Here is a 22167-nt window from a genome sequence, read left to right as displayed (position 1 = left end):
ATTATACCCATTCATCAAAGTGATTGTTTTGTTTTTTTATACTCTTAAATTCTTAAATTTATGACTAAATTATTTTCTTTTTTTAAATTTTTAATTCACTTATTTTCATATTATATATTATTTATATTTTGAAAGACCAGAAGAAATTAAATATTTCTATTCTTTTCTTGAAAAGAAGATAATTAAAAAAAAGGCGTAAAGAAATTAATCTGTTTACACCTTTTTTCTTTTAAAGTTTTTTACTTTTTGAAAAAATTAATTAGTTTAATATTTTAATTGTTAATTAGAATTTGTAATTGAATCTTACTCCATACTTAATTGATGAATCTTTTTTATGATTTTCATCTGCTGCCTCCACTTCAAATGTTACTCCCATGTGGTTAGCCTTTTCTATTGTAAGTCCAATTTTTCCACTCAGTTTTCCTTCTCTTTCCTCTGGAGTTATCAGACTGTAATATCCCTCTTCTCCATTTTTAAGTCTTGCTTTGTTTCCATCATAGTTATCTCCAAATTCATATGCATATTTCACATCTGCTGTTACTTTTACTGAGATGTCATTTCCTGCATAGATTCTTTGGGATGCCTTCACTCCTGCTCCAGCCTGTGCGCTTAAGTAGTCATTATCTTTAATCTGTACTTCAAGTCCGCCTTTGCTTCCTGCGCTTTCTTTAAAGTCATCTATTTTTCCATATTCCAAATCTAAATCAGCATATACATCCAACTGTCTAGACAAGTCTGTATAGATAACTTTTGTAAGTCTGTTATCAAGTGCTACAGAGTATGTATTATACTCTCCCTTATTTTCAAATGTTTCATGAAGGTTAAGTTTTCTCTTAGCAATATGTCTATTGTATCCAAGCTCTATTCTTGACAGCCATGATACTTTATGTTCCTCACTTAGATTTTTAACTCTGTGTGCTCCTACTCTTAGTGAATATACATCCTCTTTTGATCCACCATCATCAAAGTCAAACTTTGATCCTGCAAATCCTATTGTATATCCATATTTGCTTCCATACTCTGCTCCTTCTTTTTCTTTCATATATAGAAGTCCCATTACCTTGTAATCATATTCATCTATTCCTAATGTAGAATCTCTATATTTTCCATCAGTATAGATCACACTGTATTTACTGCTGTCTTTAGTCAGATTATATGAAGATTCAAGTTCATAGAAAGAGTTATCAAAAGCCTGATTGATATCCTGCATTCTGCCTTGAATAGTTGCATAAATATCCCCTCTGAACTCTGAAAGTTTTTGTGATGTTTCTCTTTCAAATTGATCTGATGGTAATCCATCTAAATATTCATTTAAACCTTTTAGTATTTCAGCATCTCTTCCACTTCCACCACTATTTTTAAGTATATTGTCAAGTCCCTTATCCATAGCATCAAACTGTTCTCCTATTGTCAGATCAGCATATGGTCTTTTTGCCACTGCTAAATGTCCATCTGTTGTTATCTTCGCTACAAATAATGGTGATGTCTTTGTAGATAGTTTTGAACCTGATATAGTTCCTGCTGCTGTATTTACAAAGTTTTGGAATAGATATGAAATTCCATTTCCTGTAGATGCAAAGTTAGACAGCAGTCTTACTTCTCCAGTTACATTTGAAGCATTGAACATAGGTACTCCTGTTGTTGCATCTACATAAGCTCCATTTACAACAATAGCACCTGCTGCATTTAATGTTCCTCCAATAGCTACATACTGATCATTAATTGTAATAGTTCCATCAGATTCTATTTTTACAGCTCCAATATTAGCTGTTCCAGATGCTCCACCAAGATTTGATTCTGTTCCACTTCCTGATACATTGATAGTTCCTTTATTGATAACTGTTCCTGCACCTTGTATTCCTACTCCACCAGTTACATTAAGTACTCCTGTATTGTTAAGGGTTCCTCCATGTTCCACCAGCATTCCAATTCCAGCATTTACATTGATAGTTCCTGTATTAAGAATTGTCCCTCCATTAAATGCTGCCATTCCTACAGTTTCTGCTCCACATATTGCCAGATTAGTTCCAAGAGTAATAGTTCCTTCATTTAATGCTATTCCTCCATCTTTTACAAGTATTCCTACTCCGCCACCATCAAGGTTCAGTACTCCAGTACCTTTATTTGTAAAGTAGCTTCCTGTACCTGTTACATAAACCCCTACTGAATGATCATGATTAACAGTGATTATTCCTGTATTTTCTGCAATACTTCCTCCTGCCAGATACATTCCAACAGAGTTTAAATGCTCATCAGTTTTACTGTGATCTCCTGATACTCCTAAATCAGTAGCGCCTACTGTTATATTTCCAGAATTATATATTTTATTCTTTCCATTAGAGAAAATTCCAACTGCTGATGTATCAAGTACCATGCTAGCATTATTATTTACTACTGCTTCCAATGCTCCTGACTGGTTTACATAAATACCATATCCACCTTTTCCTATATTCCAGCTGTCTGCTGATGTTGTCATTATTCCTGCTCCATCAACTTTATAAATACCAATAGACTTATCTCCTACACTTATAGCTCCATTATATATTACATCTCCAGTTCCATGGCTTACAATTCCTACTGATGTATCATTTCCAAGAGATATATCTGAAGTAACTTTCATATCAATTCCCTTACCATAAAAAGCAATTGTTCCGTTTCCTCCAGTTGTTCCTGTTCCACCTGTAAATGATGCTTCCATATTTCCAGATGTTCCTGTGCCATAGAATCCAATAGCTTTATCTCCAAGATTCATAACATTTCCTATTCCCAGATGTGTTATGCTTCCTCCTGCCATCTGATCTCCATAGATCCCTATACTGTTATCTCCTGCAGTAATATTCCCACTTCCTGTATATATACCGCCTTTCATAAAGATTCCTATAGATGAACTACTCTTATCAGTTGTATATGTAGAATTTCCTACAGAAATTCCCGAATTTGCTATGATATTACTATTTTCTCCATAAATTCCTATGTTTTTATCTCCCAATACTGACACTATTCCACCAGCAGTAATTCCAGAACCATTCTGTGCCATAATTCCTACTTGATTTTGTCCTGTAATACTTACTCCACTGGCTATACCTGATGAACCATTCAATACCATTCCTATTGTATAATTTCCTGTTTGATTAATAACTGGAGCTGTTCCTATTCCAGCTACCCCATCATAATAGATACCCATTGAATATTTTGAAGCTGTTCCACTTTGTAGATTAATAGTAGTTCCTGTCAGTGTTGGTACAGAACCTTTGATATATGCTCCTATTCCACCATTTGTTACTGTAATTGATGTCGCTCCAAGTGTTGTTACAGTTCCTCCATTAGCAGCTATACCTATTTGATTATTCACAGTAAGATTTCCAGCAAATGATAAATTACCTCCATTTGAATAAAGATAAACTCCTTCAGTCCCTACACTTATTTTGGAAACATCATTTATTACCGCTGTTGATGCTGTATTTACATATACTCCTATTCCATTAGCTCCTGTTGTAACTGTAGACCCTGCGCCAAGTGTTACATTAGCTCCATTTGCTGATACAAGACCTATTGAGTTATTTCCAGCGCCTACTGATATATTTCCATTGATTGTTCCTGTTGTAGCTGTTCCTGTAGCCATTACTCCAATACTGTTTCCTCCAAGTGAGATAGTTCCTACTGAAGCTGGTACAGCTGTATTTTCAAGTACAAGTCCTGTATTATTTGAACCTGTTCCTGTAATGCTGTTTCCTGATACAAGACCTGCTCCATCTTTCAGATAAACTCCTATTCCATCACTTCCATTCATCTTTATATCATCATTTTGGACTGTAATACCTACTCCATTAAATACTGCGTATATTCCTATTCCATTTGTTCCTACATTAATAGTTCCAGTATTTACTACATTTGCTGTATCTGTATATATTCCTATTGATGGGTCATCTCCAATAGATTTTCCAGATGCGCTGATAGTTCCTGCATTTGTTATTGTCACTACAGCTCCTGGCCCTGCTCCTGATTTTATAGCTGCAAGTCCTATTCCTCCACCAGTAGCATTGATAATTCCTGAAGCTGTATTTGTTATTACTTTAGGAGTAGTTGTAGCTGCTCCATATTCTCCTAAAAGTCCTACTGCTCCTGTTCCAATATTTAATGTTCCACTTGATGTAAGGCTTCCATCTTTTGTAGCTGCAAGAGAACCTGATCCTGTAACACTGATATTGCTTCCAATATTCATTGTTCCACCATTATTGTATATTCCTATTCCTCCTCCTGATGAGAAGTTAAATGTAAGGCTTCCTGTTGTTCCAAGATTAGCTGTTCCCTGATCTATATATACACCTGTTCCACCATTTTTTACATTCAAAACAGTTGTCCCTGTTGTAAGAGTAGTTCCATTTGCTACATAGATACCTATTCCATTTTCAGTAGTAACTGTACCATTGTGTGTAAGATTAGCTCCTGTTCCCAGATAGATTCCTACTCCATTTTTAGCATTTACAGTTACATTGTTCATAGTATATGTTCCTATTCCATTTGCCAGAAGTACTCCTATTGATGTATTTAATGAGTTAGTACCAGTTGTAATTACAGATCCATTAAATGAAACTGTATTATCCAGTACATATGCTCCAACAGAATCCTGTCCAGTTGTTATATTTCCTGATATTACCGAACCATTTTTAGCTGCAACTCCTACTGCTCCTGTTCCTGCTACATTTACTGCAAAATCTATCTTAGCATTCTCACCAAATACTCCTACTCCTCCTGAACTTATATTCAAAGTACCAGCAGTTATTTTATTAGCATCTGTATCTTTTAAATAGATTCCTACTGCATTTGATGTGATACTTCCTCCAGTTCCATCAAAGCTGTTTCCTCCACCATCTACATATACTCCTGTTCCTGTTGTTGCTGTTATTGTTCCTGTATTCTTTCCTGAACTTGTTCCAGCACCTGCTACATACATTCCAAGATTATTTCCTACAGTTATTATATTCTTATTTTCTACTGAAGCTGTATCTGATGCTGCATCAGCTTTAGCTACCATTCCTGCTGAGGATGTTCCTGCTGCTCCAGTTAAGTTAATAGTTCCATTATTTATTCCACTTCCTTTTCCTGTATATACACCTATGTTGTCTGTTCCTGTCATAATTATATTTCCATTTGAAGTCAGTGTTGAGCTTCCTCCTACATATGAAGCTATATTATTATTTAATCCTGTAGATGTTATATTTTTAGTATTTACAAGATTTATCCCATCTGCTGCATATATTCCTATACTTTTATTTCCTGCAAGCTCAATTTCAGATCCATTTGTTACAGTTCCTGAAGCTGTTCCTTTACTGTAGTATACTCCTATATTATCAACTGCAGCTGTATTACTTACAGTGATTTTACCTCCAGTTGCATAAGCGCCATCAGCAAGATACATTCCTGTTCCTTTATCTGTATCTGTATTAAGAGTTAGTCCTACAGCACCTATTGTTACAGCTCCTCTACTTCCATATACTCCTACTGCTCCTACTCCTGATGCGCCTCTGGCAGTTACAGTTCCTGTTATAGTTGATCCATCCTCAATAAATACTCCTGTAGTTTTTTCTCCATCAGCTGTTACATTTACATTTAAAGTATTATTTCCTTTTGAATAGATACCTACTGCTTCTTTCTGGACAATAAGCTGTCCTGTTGTATTGCTTGTAAATGTACTTCCTGTACCAGCATTTTCAAGATAAATTCCTACAGTTTTATTTCCTGCTGTTGCTGGAGTTCCCATTCCATCTATTGTTACAGTTTTACCTGCATCTATTTCAACTGCTGCATCTTTCCCATAAACATAGATGTTCTTATTTTCATTGCTATTTATAAATGACATATTATCTTTAAATTCAACAGTAGCTTCATCTGCAAATACTCCCAGACTATTTGTTACTCCTGATATGAAATTAATATTATTTCCAATGTTTAGCTCTGTCTTTGCACCATCTTTAACAAAGATACCTGTAGAGTTATTCACATTAAGATTTATTATATTTCCATTGGCAACTGTGTTGCCAGTTCCTTCAGCGTACATTCCTATATGAGTAGAATTATTTACATTGATAGTTCCTGTATTAATTATTTTCCCTAACTTTGTATACATACCTACAGCGCCAGTTTTTGTTCCTGTCAGATTAATAGTTCCTGTGTTAGTTGCTGTATTAGCGCTTGTATTCCCTTTCAGGAAGATACCTACTCCATCTTTTCCTACATCTATCTGTCCTCCAGATGACAGGTTCATCTTTTCTACAAATATAGCTGTTCCTTTATCAAAAGCTGAAGCATCTACAGCTACATTTATGCTTTGTAACTCTGAACCTATTCCCTTGTAAAATATACCAGTTTTACCATTCACATCTGTTCCTGCTCCTGCTGCAAGAGTAACTGATGTAGCTGTGATACTTGATGTTCCATCAGCCATTACTCCAATTCCATCTGCTCCTAATGTAAGAGTTCCAAGACTGCTGATAGTTGAACCTTTAATTCCATATATTCCAATTCCTTCTTTTCCTGTTTTAATATTTCCATTATTGGCAATAAAGGATTTATCTCCATAGATTCCTATAGCTGCATTTGTAGATGTAGATTCTCCTACCTCTATTGTTCCAGCATTTGTTACTTTGGAATTTGTATTTGCTCCTCCACTGTTATTATATGCATAAATACCTATAGTTCCTGTTCCATCAAGTTTAATATCCTGATTATTAGTAATCTCTATTTTTCCTTGATTTGCAAAAATTCCCCCACTTCCAAACTCATCTACAAGAGGAGTTCCCATAGGCTGTTCTCTATATGTCATTCCTAATATTCCTATGGCATTTTTTCCTGCTACACTGATCTCACCAGCATTTGTTACAGTGCTTCCATTTACTGCATAAACTCCTACTCCACTTTCATTTACAACATTTGCTTCTTTTTCTACCTCTACTACTGCACCTGCTGCAATATCCACTTTACCAAAGTTCATGTATAGCCCTATTGCTCCAGCTCCTGCATCTGTTCTGTCAGCTATGACTTTAGAACCTGTTTTTAAATTTATTTGTGCATCTGCTGCACTTGTTGCTGCTTTACTTGAGTTCATCTCCAGTCCTACTACTTGATTGTTGAAGTATGAAGTAGCGTATGCTGTATCAGTTGAACTTGTTACTGTAACTCCTGTATCAACTGTCAAATCAAGTCTTTGTCCTAGAAATCTTCTAGAATAGAAATATCCATCAGTAGTATCATTTTGACTATACTTATCCATATTGGCATCAATAGTCAAATCACCTCCATCTACTGTTGCTATCTTATATTTATCAAATGTAGTTAATCCAGAAGTTCCATCTACTATTGTTACTCCTGCTCCTAAATTTGTTTCAACTGTAGCCTTTAAACTATTAGAAAGAAGACCAGTAGCATTTTTTAGATTTGCCACTGTAGCATCATTTGACATCATTGTTATTTTTGTGTTATTTAAAATTATCTTTGGAGCAAGCAGATCAAGTTCTACTCCTGTTGCTTTTCCTGAAAGTTCTAAGTTAGCATTACTCAAGTTGATTGTTCCATTTCCATCTGAATATGCTGCATATCCCTCTCCAGAATATTTCAATTCTGAACCTATCAGGCTGATACTTGTTGCTGCTCCAAAAGCTGCTACTCCAGCTGCTCCATTTTTTACTTCTATTTTAGCAGCTCCAAGAGTTACATTCGCTCCACCTTCTGCATATACAGCTAATCCTTTTGTTGCTGGATTTGATGTATCATCTATTATGATACTTAAGTTGTTTCCAGATGTTGATGTTATTGTTCCACCATCACTGTATATTCCTGTTGTTCCATCTGCCCCTTTTAAAGCAACAGTTCCACTTATATTCACTGTATTTTCATTATATATTCCTGAAGAAGCTTCACCAGAAACTTCTATATTGCTTCCATTAGAAATAGTAAATGTTCCAGTATTATATATTCCTGATTTATTATTTCCTGTTCCAAGAACCTTTATAGTTCCACTATTACTTCCAGTAGAAGTATCTAATACTGCCATTCCTACATTATTGTTTCCAGTTCCTGTTATTTGTACAGTTCCCTTATTTTCTACAGAAGCCCCTGTAGTCCCACTTGAAAGAAGTCCAGTAAAACCTCCTAAAGCGCTGTTTAATACTGCATTATTTATTATTTTTCCAGTTTTAGTTGCCTGAGCAAATACATTTCCTGTAGAACCTAATGTAGAACTTATATCTTTATTTATTTGAATTCCATACTTATCACTTCTTACAAGAACACTATTTTTAGCCCCAGCTCCAAAACTAAATGTACCTATAGTTGCACTGTTTAAGAGCATATCATTAACATTATTTGTAGAATAATTAGCATTTCTCAGGAATCCTACAACATTTTCTCCAGTAACTTCTATATTTAAATTTGAAATATTAGCTATTGGATTAACATTTGCTGTACTTGATAAAAATTTTGTAATAGATACCCCTACATTATTTTTTCCTCCAACAGTAATTTTTGTTGCAGCATTACTTGAGTCTAAACCTGAAGTTATTGTAACTCCATTATCAAAATATGTATTTCCATGAATATCATTCATTCTTAAACCATAGTTCTTTTCCCCATTAACTTCAATATTTCCTACAGAAACATCCACTAACAAATAGTTATTAACATAATTACCAAAATCAATACCTATACTGTTTTGGCTATTGATAATTATTTTCCCTGTATTAATTGTTTTATGTCTTGCTGAATTAGCTTGTGGAGAAGTTTCAGTATCAATCATTATTCCAATTATATTATTTCCATTAGATAATAATATTTCTCCTCTATTTTCAAATACAGAATATGCTCCTATATGACAATTTGAATTCCATAATTGATGCTCTACTCCAACTAGAACGTTAGTATTATTTGTAGCTGCAATTCCTTGTAACTCTAATTTTCCAGAAAATACAGCTCTTCTCTCTCCAGGAGAATTAATCCCTTGGTATGATCCTCCTATTCCACCAACTCCTGCAGGATTATGACTTAAGAATATCTTAGTATTGTTTAGTCCACCTGTATCTTTCATTACATATTCTCCACCAATATTAGCATTATGATCTCTAAGTTCATTAATAAATGCATTTAAACGTGTTCCAGTAGATCCAGGAGTTAAATAATATGTTCCTGCTGTTGTAGGATAAGTAGAACCATTAGGACTTGTTACTGCTGTTACTGTTCCTCCTGTCCAAGTTGTTCCCGTATTCCCTGTTGTTATTATCACAGGAGCACTTGTAGTATAACTATCATAATTCTGCATAATGATATTACTCTTAGGCATATCTATAGCTGCTCCTTGACCAAAACCAGTTCCATTAAATGATATTACTGGTGGAGTAAAATCTTGTGGAACTACTACTTGTGGTGCTCCTGGCTTACTTGGTGTTGTTATTATTGCTGGAGTAAACCCTGCTGGTGCTATTGGTGGAGCAACTGTTATTATTTTATCATTTGGCGTTGTTGGTGTTGTTACTGCTGGTGCTGTCACTGATATTGCTGATATTGCACTTGGTGTACTTACATTTACACTTACTGTTGCTGGTGTTCCTGGCAGTACCAATGTAGGAGTCATTACAGTAGGGATAGTCACTACTCCTGGAACTACTGTTCCTGGTAATGTTCCCAGATTTACTGTTGGTGTTGATGCGCTTACATTTATATTAGGTTCTATTACTGGCAATTCAGGATTTAATGGCTTTATATTTGCTCCTAAATTAATTGTTTCACTAAAGCTTTCATTATCAACAGCTACTCCATTTCCAGACATTATTTTATCTTTTCCAATATTTCCTGTAGATCTAAGAAGACTTCTTCCAGTTTTTGTTCCATAATGCTTGTTGATTGCATCTATAGTTTCAGAAAATTCTTTATTTGTTCTATCTTTCATTTTTCCACTATCTAAGTATTGATATGAAAGAAATACTTGTGTACTGTTGAATAGAGGTTTTGAATAAAAATCTCCTTTCCTTACAAGTTCCACAAAATCTGAATTATATTCTTTTATTAATCTTTCATTTTCTGCTATTTTTCTTTTTATTTCTTCCCGCTCTGTTTGTATTCTAGTTAAAAGATCGCTTTTAGTTTCCTGTATTTCCTCTGCTGTTATTCCTGCACCTAAAGATATTCCTCCTGTTATCATGAAGGCTATCAAAAGCGAAAGAGAATAACTGACCTTTCTTTTCAAAAATCTCTTTAGAGATTTTTCAATGTCGTTCTTTCTCATAAAATCTTTCCCCCTATTTAATTTCCTGCTCTTACTTTCTGTTCCATTCTATCTAATCTGCTCAAGTATTCATTAAGCTTCTCATTTTCAAGTAAAAGTAGTTCAATCTCATTATTATTTGAATTAAACTGATCATATACTTTATCAAATTTTTGACTTAAAAATACTCTGTTTTCATCAGGTTCCATCCCCAAAACTTCTTCAAGTTTCATAATTTCTTCTTCTTCCATTTTTAAGAATGCCATTCTTTCTTTTCCTATTTCAAAAGCTGCTCCAGCTGCTGCTATTCTAGCTTCAGGATTATTTTCACTTCTGAATACTTTTTCTTCTAGAGATTCATTCATATCTCTTCTGATGTCTTCTAATATTTTCTTTCCTTTTTTCTCTTCAGCTTTTTCTGCTGCTATTCTAGCTTTTTCCTCTTCTGCTTTTACTTTTTCAGCATCTTCAATAGCTTTTTGTTTTGCCTTTTCCTCTGCCTGTATTTCTCTTCTTATCTGTTCAAGAACTTTTTTTCCCTCTTTTTCACTTATTTCTTGTGAATAAAGCGCTGTTGTCAAACAAGATAGAAAAAGAAACATAGTAATTACTTTTTTCATATCTCTTTCCTCCTTAAAATTAAATTACTTTCAAGATGTTTTAGCTTAATTAAAAAATAATATAAAATTCCCCCTTTTCATAAAAATGACAAACAAAAATTCTAAAAATATGGTTTTTAGAATATGTAAGTTTTTATTTTTGATAATTAAATTAGTTTACATAATAGCTTTAATAAATTAATTATATCACAATATTTTTTTACATACAATTAAAAAAGAAATATATAAATTATAGTTATTAGTATTCAGTGAAAAGGTAGTATCTATAATTAAAAGAGCAATGCAAAAGAAAAGTATTATATAGAATATTTTAAAAAAAATCTGATATAAATTTTAGAAAGAGATTATTGAAGTAGAATACTTAAGATTAAAGAGGCAAATAAAAAAAGTGTAAATAAATCAATCTATTTACACCTTTAATATTTAACATTTTTTATTTTTTAACAACATATTTTAATCATCCCTAAAAAAACTTATTTTTTAGACTTTTTCTATTTTTATATATTTTTTATTTGATATTTTTTCACTATATATTTTGTTCTTATCATTTTTATCTTCTAAAGTTTTTCTATATCTTTTAAAAAGATTAATTAATATTTTATTATTTGATCCATATTCATCCTTTAGCTTTTTTTAACTTTCTTGAATTAAAAAATATTCTTTTTCAGTAAAACAGTACTTAAGAGCACAGTAATTTTTTATTCCACTTCCTAAAGAATGGCTTTTTTTCTTCTTTTTACTCTGATCCTTTATATATGATTAGACTGCCCCTATTTCAAGAGCAGTCTAATATTTTAATAATTAGTTTAATTAGAATTTGTAATTGAATCTTACTCCATATTTGATTGATGAATCTTTTTTATGATTTTCATCTGCTGCTTCCACTTCAAATGTTACTCCCATGTGGTTAGCCTTTTCTATTGTAAGTCCAATTTTTCCACTTAATTTTCCTTCTCTTTCTTCTGGAGTTATCAGACTGTAATATCCTTCTTCTCCATTTTTAAGTCTTGCTTTGTTTCCATCATAGTTATCTCCAAATTCATATGCATATTTCACATCTGCTGTTACTTTTACTGAGATGTCATTTCCTGCATAGATTCTTTGGGATGCCTTCACTCCTGCCCCTGCCTGTGCGCTTAAGTAGTCATTATCTTTAATCTGCACTTCAAGTCCGCCTTTGCTTCCAGCACTTTCTTTAAAGTCATCTATTTTTCCATATTCCAAGTCTAAATCAGCATATACATCCAGCTGTCTAGACAAGTCTGTATAGATTACTTTTGTAAGTCTGTTATCAAGTGCTACAGAGTATGTATTATACTCTCCCTTATTTTCAAATGTTTCATGAAGGTTAAGTTTTCTCTTAGCAATATGTCTATTGTATCCAAGCTCTATTCTTGACAGCCATGATACTTTATGTTCCTCACTTAGATTTTTAACTCTGTGTGCTCCTACTCTTAATGAGTACACATCCTCTTTTGATCCACCATCATCAAAGTCAAACTTCGATCCTGCAAATCCTATTGTATATCCATATTTGCTTCCATACTCTGTTCCTTCTTTCTCTTTCATATATAGAAGTCCCATTACTTTATAGTCATAGTCATCTATTCCTAATGTAGAATCTCTATATTTTCCATCAGTATAGATCACACTGTATTTACTGCTGTCTTTAGTCAGATTATATGAAGATTCAAGTTCATAGAAAGAGTTATCAAAGGCCTGATTGATATCCTGCATTCTGCCTTGAATAGTTGCGTAGATATCCCCTCTTGTTTCAGCCAGTTTTAACGATGTTTCTCTTTCAAATTGATCTGCTGGAAGTCCTTCCAGATATTCATTTAATCCTTTTAGAATATCAGCATCTCTTCCATTTCCACCACTATTTTTAAGTATGTTGTCCAATCCTTTATGTAAAGCATCAAACTGTTCTCCTATTACTAAATCTGCGTATGGTCTTTTAGCAATAACAAGACTTCCCTTATCTGTTACTTTTGCAATAAATAGAGGTGATGTTACAGGAGTAAGTTTTGTTCCAGTAATTGTTCCCATTGCTGTATTTACAAAACCATCTATCTCATAAGAAATACCATTTCCTGTTGATGCAAAATTTGGAAGCAGTCTTACTTCTCCACTTACACTGTTTGCATTAAATAGAGGTGTTCCAGTTGTTACATCAACATATGCTCCATCTACTATTATATTTCCTGCAGTAGAAAGAGTTCCTCCTATAGAAGTATAGTTTCCATTGATTTTAATAGTCCCATCTGGTGTAATTGTAACAGCTCCAACATTAGCTGTAGCTAATCCTCCTGCTCCTTCACCTACTGCTCCTGGAGCTACATTCATTGTTCCTCTATTTTCTATTGTTCCACTTCCTGTTATTCCTACTCCATTATTAACATTTATTGTTCCTGTATTTCTTAGAATTGCCTGATTTTCAATAGTCATTCCTACTCCAGAATTTATTGTTATTATTCCTCTGTTCTCTATTGTACTTCCAGAACCAGATGCAGACATTCCTACATTAACAGCTCCACATGCAGCTGCATTTGCCCCTAATGTAATAACTCCTCCAATTTCATTTACTGCTATTGCTCCATTTCTTACAATAACTCCAACTCCACCATTGTCTATATCAATTATTCCATGGTTCTCAAATCTAGTGTTGGTTCCATCAACATACACTCCAACTGAATGATCTTCATGAACTTTTATTGTAGCTCCTGCTGCATTGTAAATCTTAGTTTCCCCTGCTCCATAGATTCCAACTGAGTTCAGATGTTCTGTTACATCAGAGTGATTTCCTCCAGGAACAAAAGTTTCTCCTACAGTTATATCCCCAGAATTATTAACTGTATTAGCTCCATTAGAGAATATCCCTACTGATGACATTCCTAATGTCATATCTGCACTATTATTAATTACAGCAGAGTTAGAAGTCATAGTTGATATTTCATTTCCTGATGCATCTTTGGTTACTTTTGCCTGTTGTACATAGATTCCATAACCTCCAGCTCCAACTGTCCAGTTTCCTGCTGAAGTATCTATAATTCCTGTTCCTTCCTTTTTATAGATTCCTACTGATGCTGCTTTGTCTGCTTTATCATTAATAGTTATAGATCCTGTATAGTCTATATTTCCATTTCCTATACTTGCTATTCCTACACTTGATCCTTTTCCTATAGTCATATTTCCTGTTACATCAGTATTCATATCTTTAACATAGACTCCTACTGCATTCATTGTTCCAATAGTTATTCCTGTAGTATTTACAGTTAAGTTCTTAGTTCCTGCTCCAACTCCTTCACCATAGAATCCAAGTGATGAGTTTCCAACATGAAGAGTTCCTCCATTATGTATTATATTATTTCCACCTTGAATACCAGTTGCATATAGTCCGATTCCATTATCTCCAACAGAAACATTTCCACTTCCATTAAAGCTTCCACCACTTAATACTACTCCTACAGACATATCTTCTGCAGCAGTAAGAGTTGAATTAGTTACAGCTATTCCACTTATATCTAAATTACTATTTGTTCCATATACTCCAATGTTTCCTTTTCCTCCTGCAGTTACTGTTCCTAATGTTGTAGTGGAATTTGAAGCAAATATTCCTATTTTATTTTGTCCGCCACTTGCTGTTACTGCTCCAGTTACTGTATTTGTCCCACCATAGATAGCTGCCTTAATTGAATAATCAGCATCTGTTATTGCTGGAAGATTTATAATTCCAGAAGTATTTAAATAATATCCTCCAATAGAGTAATTATTTGCATCTCCTGCATGAAGAGTTACTGTCCCAGTTGCTCCTCCCAATGTTGCTCCATTAACTACATATCCAACACCCTTTGTAACATTTAATGTTCCAAAATTTAAAATACTTCCTGAACCTACCAGATACATTCCTATACCACTATTAGTTACATTTATTGTTCCTAAAGCATTATCAATGTTTCCAACATCAGCATACATACCTACTGCATCTTGTCCAGTTACATTTATGATATTATCATTTTTCACAGTTACTGCAGCTCCTGTTCCTGTAGCTACCAGTCCAAGTCCTCCAGCCTGTACATTTATAACCCCTGTTGAAGTATTTGATACAGTATATGGTCCTCCAGCACTATATACTCCAAGAAGTCCAGCTGAACCATTTCCTATTGTGATAGTTCCTGAGTTAGAAAGGTTTCCATCTTTTGTAGCAGCTAATGTTCCTGTTCCACTTCCAATAGTTATATTAGCTCCAAGATTTACTGTACCTCCATTGTTAAATGAAAGTATTCCTCCTCCACCATTAAAGTTTACTGTAAGAGTTCCAGTTGTTCCTAGATTTGCTGTTGCTCCTGTATCTACCAATACTCCTATTCCAGTTCCTGTTATGTTTATAGTTCCTGCATTGGCATTAAGTGTAGTTCCTGCTCCTTTTAAATACATTCCTATTGCACCATTTCCTACATTTGTAGTTGCAGAATAGTTCATTGTATTTCCATTGTCTGTAAGGATTCCTATAGTTCCTGATGTAGGAGCATTTATTGTAGAATTTCCTACTGTATGAGTAAGTCCTGTTCCTCCAAGATATAGTCCAATAGATGATGTACTTGTAACTCCTCCAGCTGTGATTACTGCTCCATTTACGCTAGCTGTGCTATCTGCTAGATAGACCGCAACTGTATCTTTTGAATTTCCAGCATTTATAGTTCCAGATACTACTGAACCATTTTCTGCATATATACCAGTTCCTGATGTTCCATTAATAGTAACAGGAAAATCTATTTTAGCATTATCTCCATATATCCCTACTGAATTAACAGCAAGAGTTATAGTTCCTGCATTTGTTACTTTTCCAGCTCCTGTATTATCAAGGACAATACCAGTTCCTGCCCCTGTCAGATTTATTGTTCCTCCAGCTCCATTAAATCCTGCATTTGCTCCTTCTACATATACTCCAGTTCCTGTTGTTACATTTATAGTTCCTGTATTTATTCCTGCACTTGTTCCTGTTCCTGTCAAAACAGCCATTCCTACATTACTTGAAGTATTTATATTTCCAGTATTTGTAACTGTTGCTGTTCCTGATAAAGCAGAAGCTACCATTCCAACTGAAGCTGCTCCAGCACCAGTAATATCTATACTATTTCCATTTTCAGCAGTTCCATTATTTACAAAGTATCCAATTGCAGTTCCAGCTGTATTTGCTGTGAATACTCCTGTTCCTATATATGTTGAACCCCCGCCTACTAGAACACCAACAGAACCAGTAGCTGTATTATCTGTTATATTGCTGGTATTTGTTAAATTTAAGCCTCCATCTGCAAAAATTCCTACTTCTCTATTTGCTCCAGCTAATATTAAGTTAGCTCCATGAGTTGTACTGCCTGTTCCTGTGTAGTATAGTCCTATGTTAGATGAAGTTGCAGAACCATTAGTAACTGTAATTGTATCTCCAGTCGCTGATGCTCCATTAGCAAAATACATTCCTGTACCAGTATTACCACTTGTTCCTATATTTAAAGTAAGGCCTCCAGATATATTTACTTGTCCACCTGCAGCATATACTCCTACTGAATTTCCAGATGAAGATCCTGAATTTACTGTAGTATTAGCTAAAGTTCCTCCATTTGTGAAATAGATTCCTACTGTATTGTCCCCAGTAGAATTGTATATTCCATTTGTCAGAGAATTAGCTCCATTTGCATATACACCTATTGAACCATTTACTGCTGTTAAAGTTGAATTATTAATTAAAGTATTAATTCCATCTAAGTAGATTCCTACAGATTTTTTTGTAGGATTAGCTGCTATTCCATCTATTGTTAATGCTCCATTTATTGTTGTATTTGAATTATTTTTAGCATAAACATAGATATTTTCTCCTGTATTGGCAATTGATACATTTCCTCCATTTAGTACAACATTTGCATTATCTGCTGCTATACCAAAAGATTTTGTTGAACTGAAAGCTATATTTGAAGCTCCACTGTCTGTAATTGTTGCACCATTTTGTACAACTATTCCTGCTGCTCCAGTTCCTTTTAAGTCAATTATTCCTGTATTTGTTAAAATAGCATCAGTACTTACTCCTACCATTCCTAATTGAGTAGAATCTCCTACTTCAATAGTTCCAGTATTAGTATTAGTAACTGTCCCTTTTTTAGTGTACATTCCAACAGCATTTGTTTTTCCAGATGTCATTTCTATTTTTCCATCATTAGATGCACTTCCATTATTTACATAAATTCCTACTCCACTTGCTCCTATTTTCAGTACAGTAGCAGTATCAGTGGAAGCTCCATTTGCTCCTTGAACATACAATGAAGTCATATTGCTTATTGAACTAGTATCTAATGTCCCTCCAGGCATTACTATTGAAGTTGCTGATGGAGAACTTGTATCCCCATGAATTGCCATTATAACTCTGTCACTATCTCCCCCTGTTGTTGTTATTGTTCCAAAAGTTGCTGATAGATCCAACTTTGAGTCTGGACTTAAAGCAACACCTGTAGCTCCTTTTCCTAATTCAAGATTTCCAATATCTGTTACAGTTACAGCATTTTCTCCATATATTCCTGTAGAATTTTCTCCTACTTTTATTGTTCCTGTATTTCCTATTTTTGTTTCAGTTTCATATCCTGTTCCAGTTCCACTAGCATATATACCTATAGAATCTTTTCCAACAGTTATAGTTTCATTATTTGCAGCTGATATCTCTCTGTTCATTCCACCAGCTAAACTAGCATCTCTACTGTTATTTTCCAGATATATTCCTACTGAATTATCTCCATTAGTTGTTATATTTCCATTATTTACTACTGAAGTTTCTCCTTGATTTAAAGCTGCAGCTCCAAATTCTTCCCCAGCTAAAGTTCCTAAAGAAGTTTTTCTCCATGCTGTCGCATAGATACCCAGTGCTTCCTCTCCATAAACATCAATTATCGCTCCAGATTTATTATCCACTTTTGACCCATTTGTTGCAAATACACCAGCTCCACCTTTTACAGAAGTATATCCTTTCTGTATTTCAATAGTTCCATCATTATTTATTTGACCATAGTTAATAAATGCCCCAACTGCTCCAGCTCCTGTATCTGTTCTGGCTGCTTTTACTGTTGCTGATGAAGCTATATTAATCTGTGATGTAGCATTTGATACAGCACTTTTACTTGCATTCATTTCAAGAGCTATTACCTGTCCTTTAAAGTTAGCAGTTTGAGATGTAGCAAGTTCTGATGTAACATTTTGATTTACATTTAAAATAGTATTTTGTGCTATAAACCTATTAAAAAAGTAGAATGAAGCCCCAGATGTATCGGCTTTATTCAGTACAGTATCTATATTTATTGTAGCTTTATCCACTGCTGCCTCTATATATTGAGTATGAATTCCATCATTTGTTACTGTTACTCCTGGATTTATCGAAGCTTCTAATGTACTTACATTTAGTGGTGCTGTGATATTTTTAACATTAAAAACTATTACATCATTAGAAACTACTTTTACTGTTGTTCCTGTTACTGTTAATGGATTTACTCCTGATTTATAGATATCAAATGCTGTAGCATTTCCACCAAGTATTATTGTTGAATTTTGCATATTTATTTTTCCAGTTCCATCACTGTATACAGCATATCCATTATCTACTTCTATTGTTGAGCCTGCTGCTATATTTATGTTTCCATTTGTATTTATTGAGGCTACTCCAGCAGCACCATTTGTAACTTTTATATATACAGGAGATAGAGCATTAATAGTTCCACCATCTGACATTAATCCTATTCCTCTATACATACTAGAAGAATCACTTAAAGCCATTCCTGTAACATCAACATCTGGTGCTAAAGATGACCCAAGTGTATTATTTGATAAATTGATAGTTCCTCCACCAGTTGAAAAAGCCAACATAGAGTTATTCTTATTAGAAGTATCTGCTCCTGTTACCTGCATTCCTATTGCTGACACATCTGAAGTTACATTAATAGTCCCTCCATCTGAATATAACAATGTTCCATTAGTTGAAGTTCCTGTTGTTTTAGCAGAATCAACTGTAATTGAATACCCATTTTTTGCATATGCTCCAACATTTCCAGCAGAAGTTCCTGTTCCAAATTCTATACTACCTTTAGAAATTATACTTCCACTTTCTGTATATAAACCTACATTATTTGTTCCTCCTGCTAATACTACAGATCCAGTTCCTATATTTATATTAGCTTTTGAATAAACACCAATTGAATTTTTTGCTGTTCCAGATATTGTGAAAGCATGATTTGGCTTTGTTCCAGTAGCATCATTTAAAGTTTGAGCAAATTCTGTAAAATAACCTACATTTTTTGTTCCACCTGTAATATCAGCCTTTAATACTGATTGTTGTGCCAACTGATTTGTAGGTCCTACTCCTTGAGCTCCATGATATACTGCCACATTATTTGTTCCACCGCTTATTATAATTGGGGCATTTAATTCAACTGTACCTTTATTAATTCCAGTTCCTATAAATACTCCTATATTTTGACTTCCATCCTCTATTTCCATTAAACCATCATTAAAAAAACTTAGCACATGATTAATTCCAGTATTTTGTCTGTCAAAAACAACCATAGCATTATTTTTACTTGAAGTGCCTTCTATTTTCATGCTTCCTGTTTGTCCATCTAATGCATGATTTGAAAATGTGAAATATCTATGTGCAGCATCTCCTTCCGCTGTATAAGCATAGATTGCATTTTTTTCACCATTTATTTTTATATTACCAGTATTGAATACAAATACTTGTGAAGACCCTTGAGCAGAAGCATCTCCATATGAATGTCCTTGTAATCCAACTACATTTATTGTATTTCCAGTTAAATTAATATCTCCTTTTAAAGTTAAAAACATCGCTCTTTCATGTCCAGCAGCCATTCCATTATTTGCTTTGGCTATGTCATAATAAGCTTGCGCCTTTGCTTTTTCATCTGTTGTAGCATTAGTGATATTTGATATTAATGTAGCCTCTTCACCATGTGGATCAAAGTGAATAAACTGTCTTAGAGTATTTACAGTTCCACTTCTTGTAGTTGAATTTATATTAATAGTTGTTCCAGTTCCAAAAGAAGAATAAGGAGATCCTACTATTCTGTAAATTCCCATTTTACCTGAACCAATTCCAGTTCCACTATAGGTTTGATTAGTTATTGGTGCTCCTGCATATTGTGTTATTCCATCTTTTTGAAAAGGCATATAGGCTGAATATCCTGTAATTTCACTATCATATCCTGAATTAATAGTATTATTTGTAAAATTATTTATATTCCATGTACCTGCAGTCATAATTACTTGTGAAATAATTCCATTTGAACCTCCAGTATTCCAATACCAAGATCCATCACCGTTACCAGAACCATCTGTTGTTATACTAAAAGAATTTACTGTTATAGGAACAATAACAGGGGCTGTTGGGGCTGTTGGGGCTACAACCATTGTTGGGTCTACTGCATTTGGAATTGTTACAGTTGGTTTAACAATAGTCTTATCCTCTGGCACTGTTGGTGTAGGTACACTTGGTGCTGTTACGTTTATTGAAGCAACTGCTCCAGGTGTTGTTACACTAATCGTTGGAGGAATAATTGCTCCTGGTGCTGTTGGTGCTGTTACTGTTGGTGATGTCAAACTTGGAATTCCACCAATTGTAGGAACTCCTACAGTTACATTTATTGTTTTATTTATTTCAGGAAGTATTGGTTCAATAGGAACAATATTTGCCCCCACTTCTATTTCCTCTCTAAATACTTCAGTATCTACAGCTACTCCATTTCCAGACATTATTTTATCTTTTCCAATGTTTCCAGAAGATCTAAGCAGACTCCTTCCGCTCTTTGTTCCATAATGCTTATTGATTGCATCTATAGTTTCTGCAAACTCTTTATCTGTTCTATCTTTCATTTTTCCACTATCTAAATATTGATATGAAAGAAATACCTGTGTACTGTTGAATAGAGGTTTTGAATAAAAATCTCCTTTTCTTACAAGTTCCACAAAATCTGAATTATATTCTTTTATTAATCTTTCATTTTCTGCTATTTTTCTTTTTATTTCTTCTCGTTCTGTTTGTATCCTAGTTAAAAGATCGCTTTTAGTTTCCTGTATTTCCTCTGCTGTTATTCCTGCACCTAAAGATATTCCTCCTGTTATCATGAAGGCTATCAAAAGCGAAAGAGAATAACTGACCTTTCTTTTCAAAAATCTCTTTAAAGATTTTTCAATGTCATTTTTTCTCATAAAATCTTCCTCCTATTTAATTTCCTGCTCTTACTTTCTGTTCCATTCTATCTAATCTACTCAAGTATTCATTAAGCTTCTCATTTTCAAGTAAAAGAAGTTCAATCTCATTATTGTTTGAATTAAACTTATCATATACCTCATCAAATTTCTGGCTCAAAAATACTCTGTTTTCATCAGGTTCCATCCCCAAAACCTCTTCTAGTTTTATAATTTCCTCTTCTTCCATTTTCAGAAAAGCCATTCTTTCCTTACCTATTTCAAAAGCTGCTCCAGCTGCTGCTATTCTGGCTTCAGAATTATTTTCACTTCTAAATACTTTTTCTTCCAGAGATTCATTCATATCTCTTCTGATATCTTCAAGTATTTTTTTCCCTTTTTTTTCTTCAGCTTTTTCAGCAGCAATTCTGGCTTTTTCCTCTTCAGCTTTTGCTTTCTCAGCATCTTCAATAGCTTTTTGTTTTGCCTTTTCCTCTGCCTGTATTTCTCTTCTTATCTGTTCAAGAACTTTTCTCCCCTCTTTTTCACTTACTTCTTGTGAATAAAGCGCTGTTGTCAAACAAGATAAACAAAGAAATACCCCAACTATTTTCTTCATATCTCTTTCCTCCTTAAGATTAAATTGCATATTTTAATATTATGATTTTTGTAAAACCAATATTAAATCCCCCCTTTTTTAATAAAAATGACAAACAAATATTCTAAAAATATGGTTTATAAAAGTTAATAATAGCATTTTTAGCAAATATAATTTGTTATCATTATCTATTATTCAAGAAAATTATAACACACTTACTTTTTACACACAATAAAAAAATAGTTATACACCTTTTAATTGTTAACATTAAATTAAAAAAGATATACAACTATTTTTTATAATAAATGAAATTTTTTATAATTAAAGAAATCTAATAACTTTTTTATTTTAATTATTCTTGCCATATTTTATTTAAAAATAAAATAATTTTTTGCTAAAATAAAAAATTAAAAAAAGAATAAAATTAAATAAAGTAATTATAGAAACTTGATATAAATTTT

General features: G+C 33.6%; 4 protein-coding genes. All 4 read right to left on the bottom strand.

Annotated features, from left to right (window positions below):
- Positions 1-283: 283 nt before the first annotated feature.
- The 4 genes from E0E45_RS05195 to E0E45_RS05175 all read right to left on the bottom strand — a co-directional run bounded on the left by E0E45_RS05195 (position 284) and on the right by E0E45_RS05175 (position 21727).
- On the bottom strand, positions 284-10273 hold the full coding sequence (locus E0E45_RS05195; protein WP_130890193.1) for an autotransporter-associated N-terminal domain-containing protein: 9990 nt from the start codon (positions 10271-10273) through the stop codon (positions 284-286).
- A 17-nt stretch (positions 10274-10290) separates the two neighbouring features.
- Positions 10291-10872: a hypothetical protein gene (locus E0E45_RS05190; protein ID WP_130890192.1), complete on the bottom strand. Its 582-nt coding sequence runs from the start codon at positions 10870-10872 to the stop codon at positions 10291-10293.
- Positions 10873-11682: 810 nt separating this feature from the next.
- Complete coding sequence (locus E0E45_RS05180; protein ID WP_130890191.1) at positions 11683-21129, bottom strand: autotransporter-associated N-terminal domain-containing protein; 9447 nt, start codon at positions 21127-21129, stop codon at positions 11683-11685.
- 16 nt (positions 21130-21145) lie between these two features.
- Complete coding sequence (locus E0E45_RS05175; RefSeq protein WP_130890190.1) at positions 21146-21727, bottom strand: hypothetical protein; 582 nt, start codon at positions 21725-21727, stop codon at positions 21146-21148.
- Positions 21728-22167: the final 440 nt, after the last annotated feature.

This window comes from Fusobacterium ulcerans ATCC 49185 (assembly GCF_900683735.1).
Taxonomy (GTDB): domain Bacteria; phylum Fusobacteriota; class Fusobacteriia; order Fusobacteriales; family Fusobacteriaceae; genus Fusobacterium_A; species Fusobacterium_A ulcerans_A.
Note: the sequence above shows the minus strand (reverse complement) of the source record. Positions and strands in the feature narration are given on the sequence as shown.

Coding starts and splice junctions, on each gene's coding strand:
- E0E45_RS05190 (WP_130890192.1), bottom strand. CDS start 10,872: ATGAAAAAAGTAATTACTATGTTTCTTTTTCTATCTTGTTTGACAACA.
- E0E45_RS05180 (WP_130890191.1), bottom strand. CDS start 21,129: ATGAGAAAAAATGACATTGAAAAATCTTTAAAGAGATTTTTGAAAAGA.
- E0E45_RS05175 (WP_130890190.1), bottom strand. CDS start 21,727: ATGAAGAAAATAGTTGGGGTATTTCTTTGTTTATCTTGTTTGACAACA.
- E0E45_RS05195 (WP_130890193.1), bottom strand. CDS start 10,273: ATGAGAAAGAACGACATTGAAAAATCTCTAAAGAGATTTTTGAAAAGA.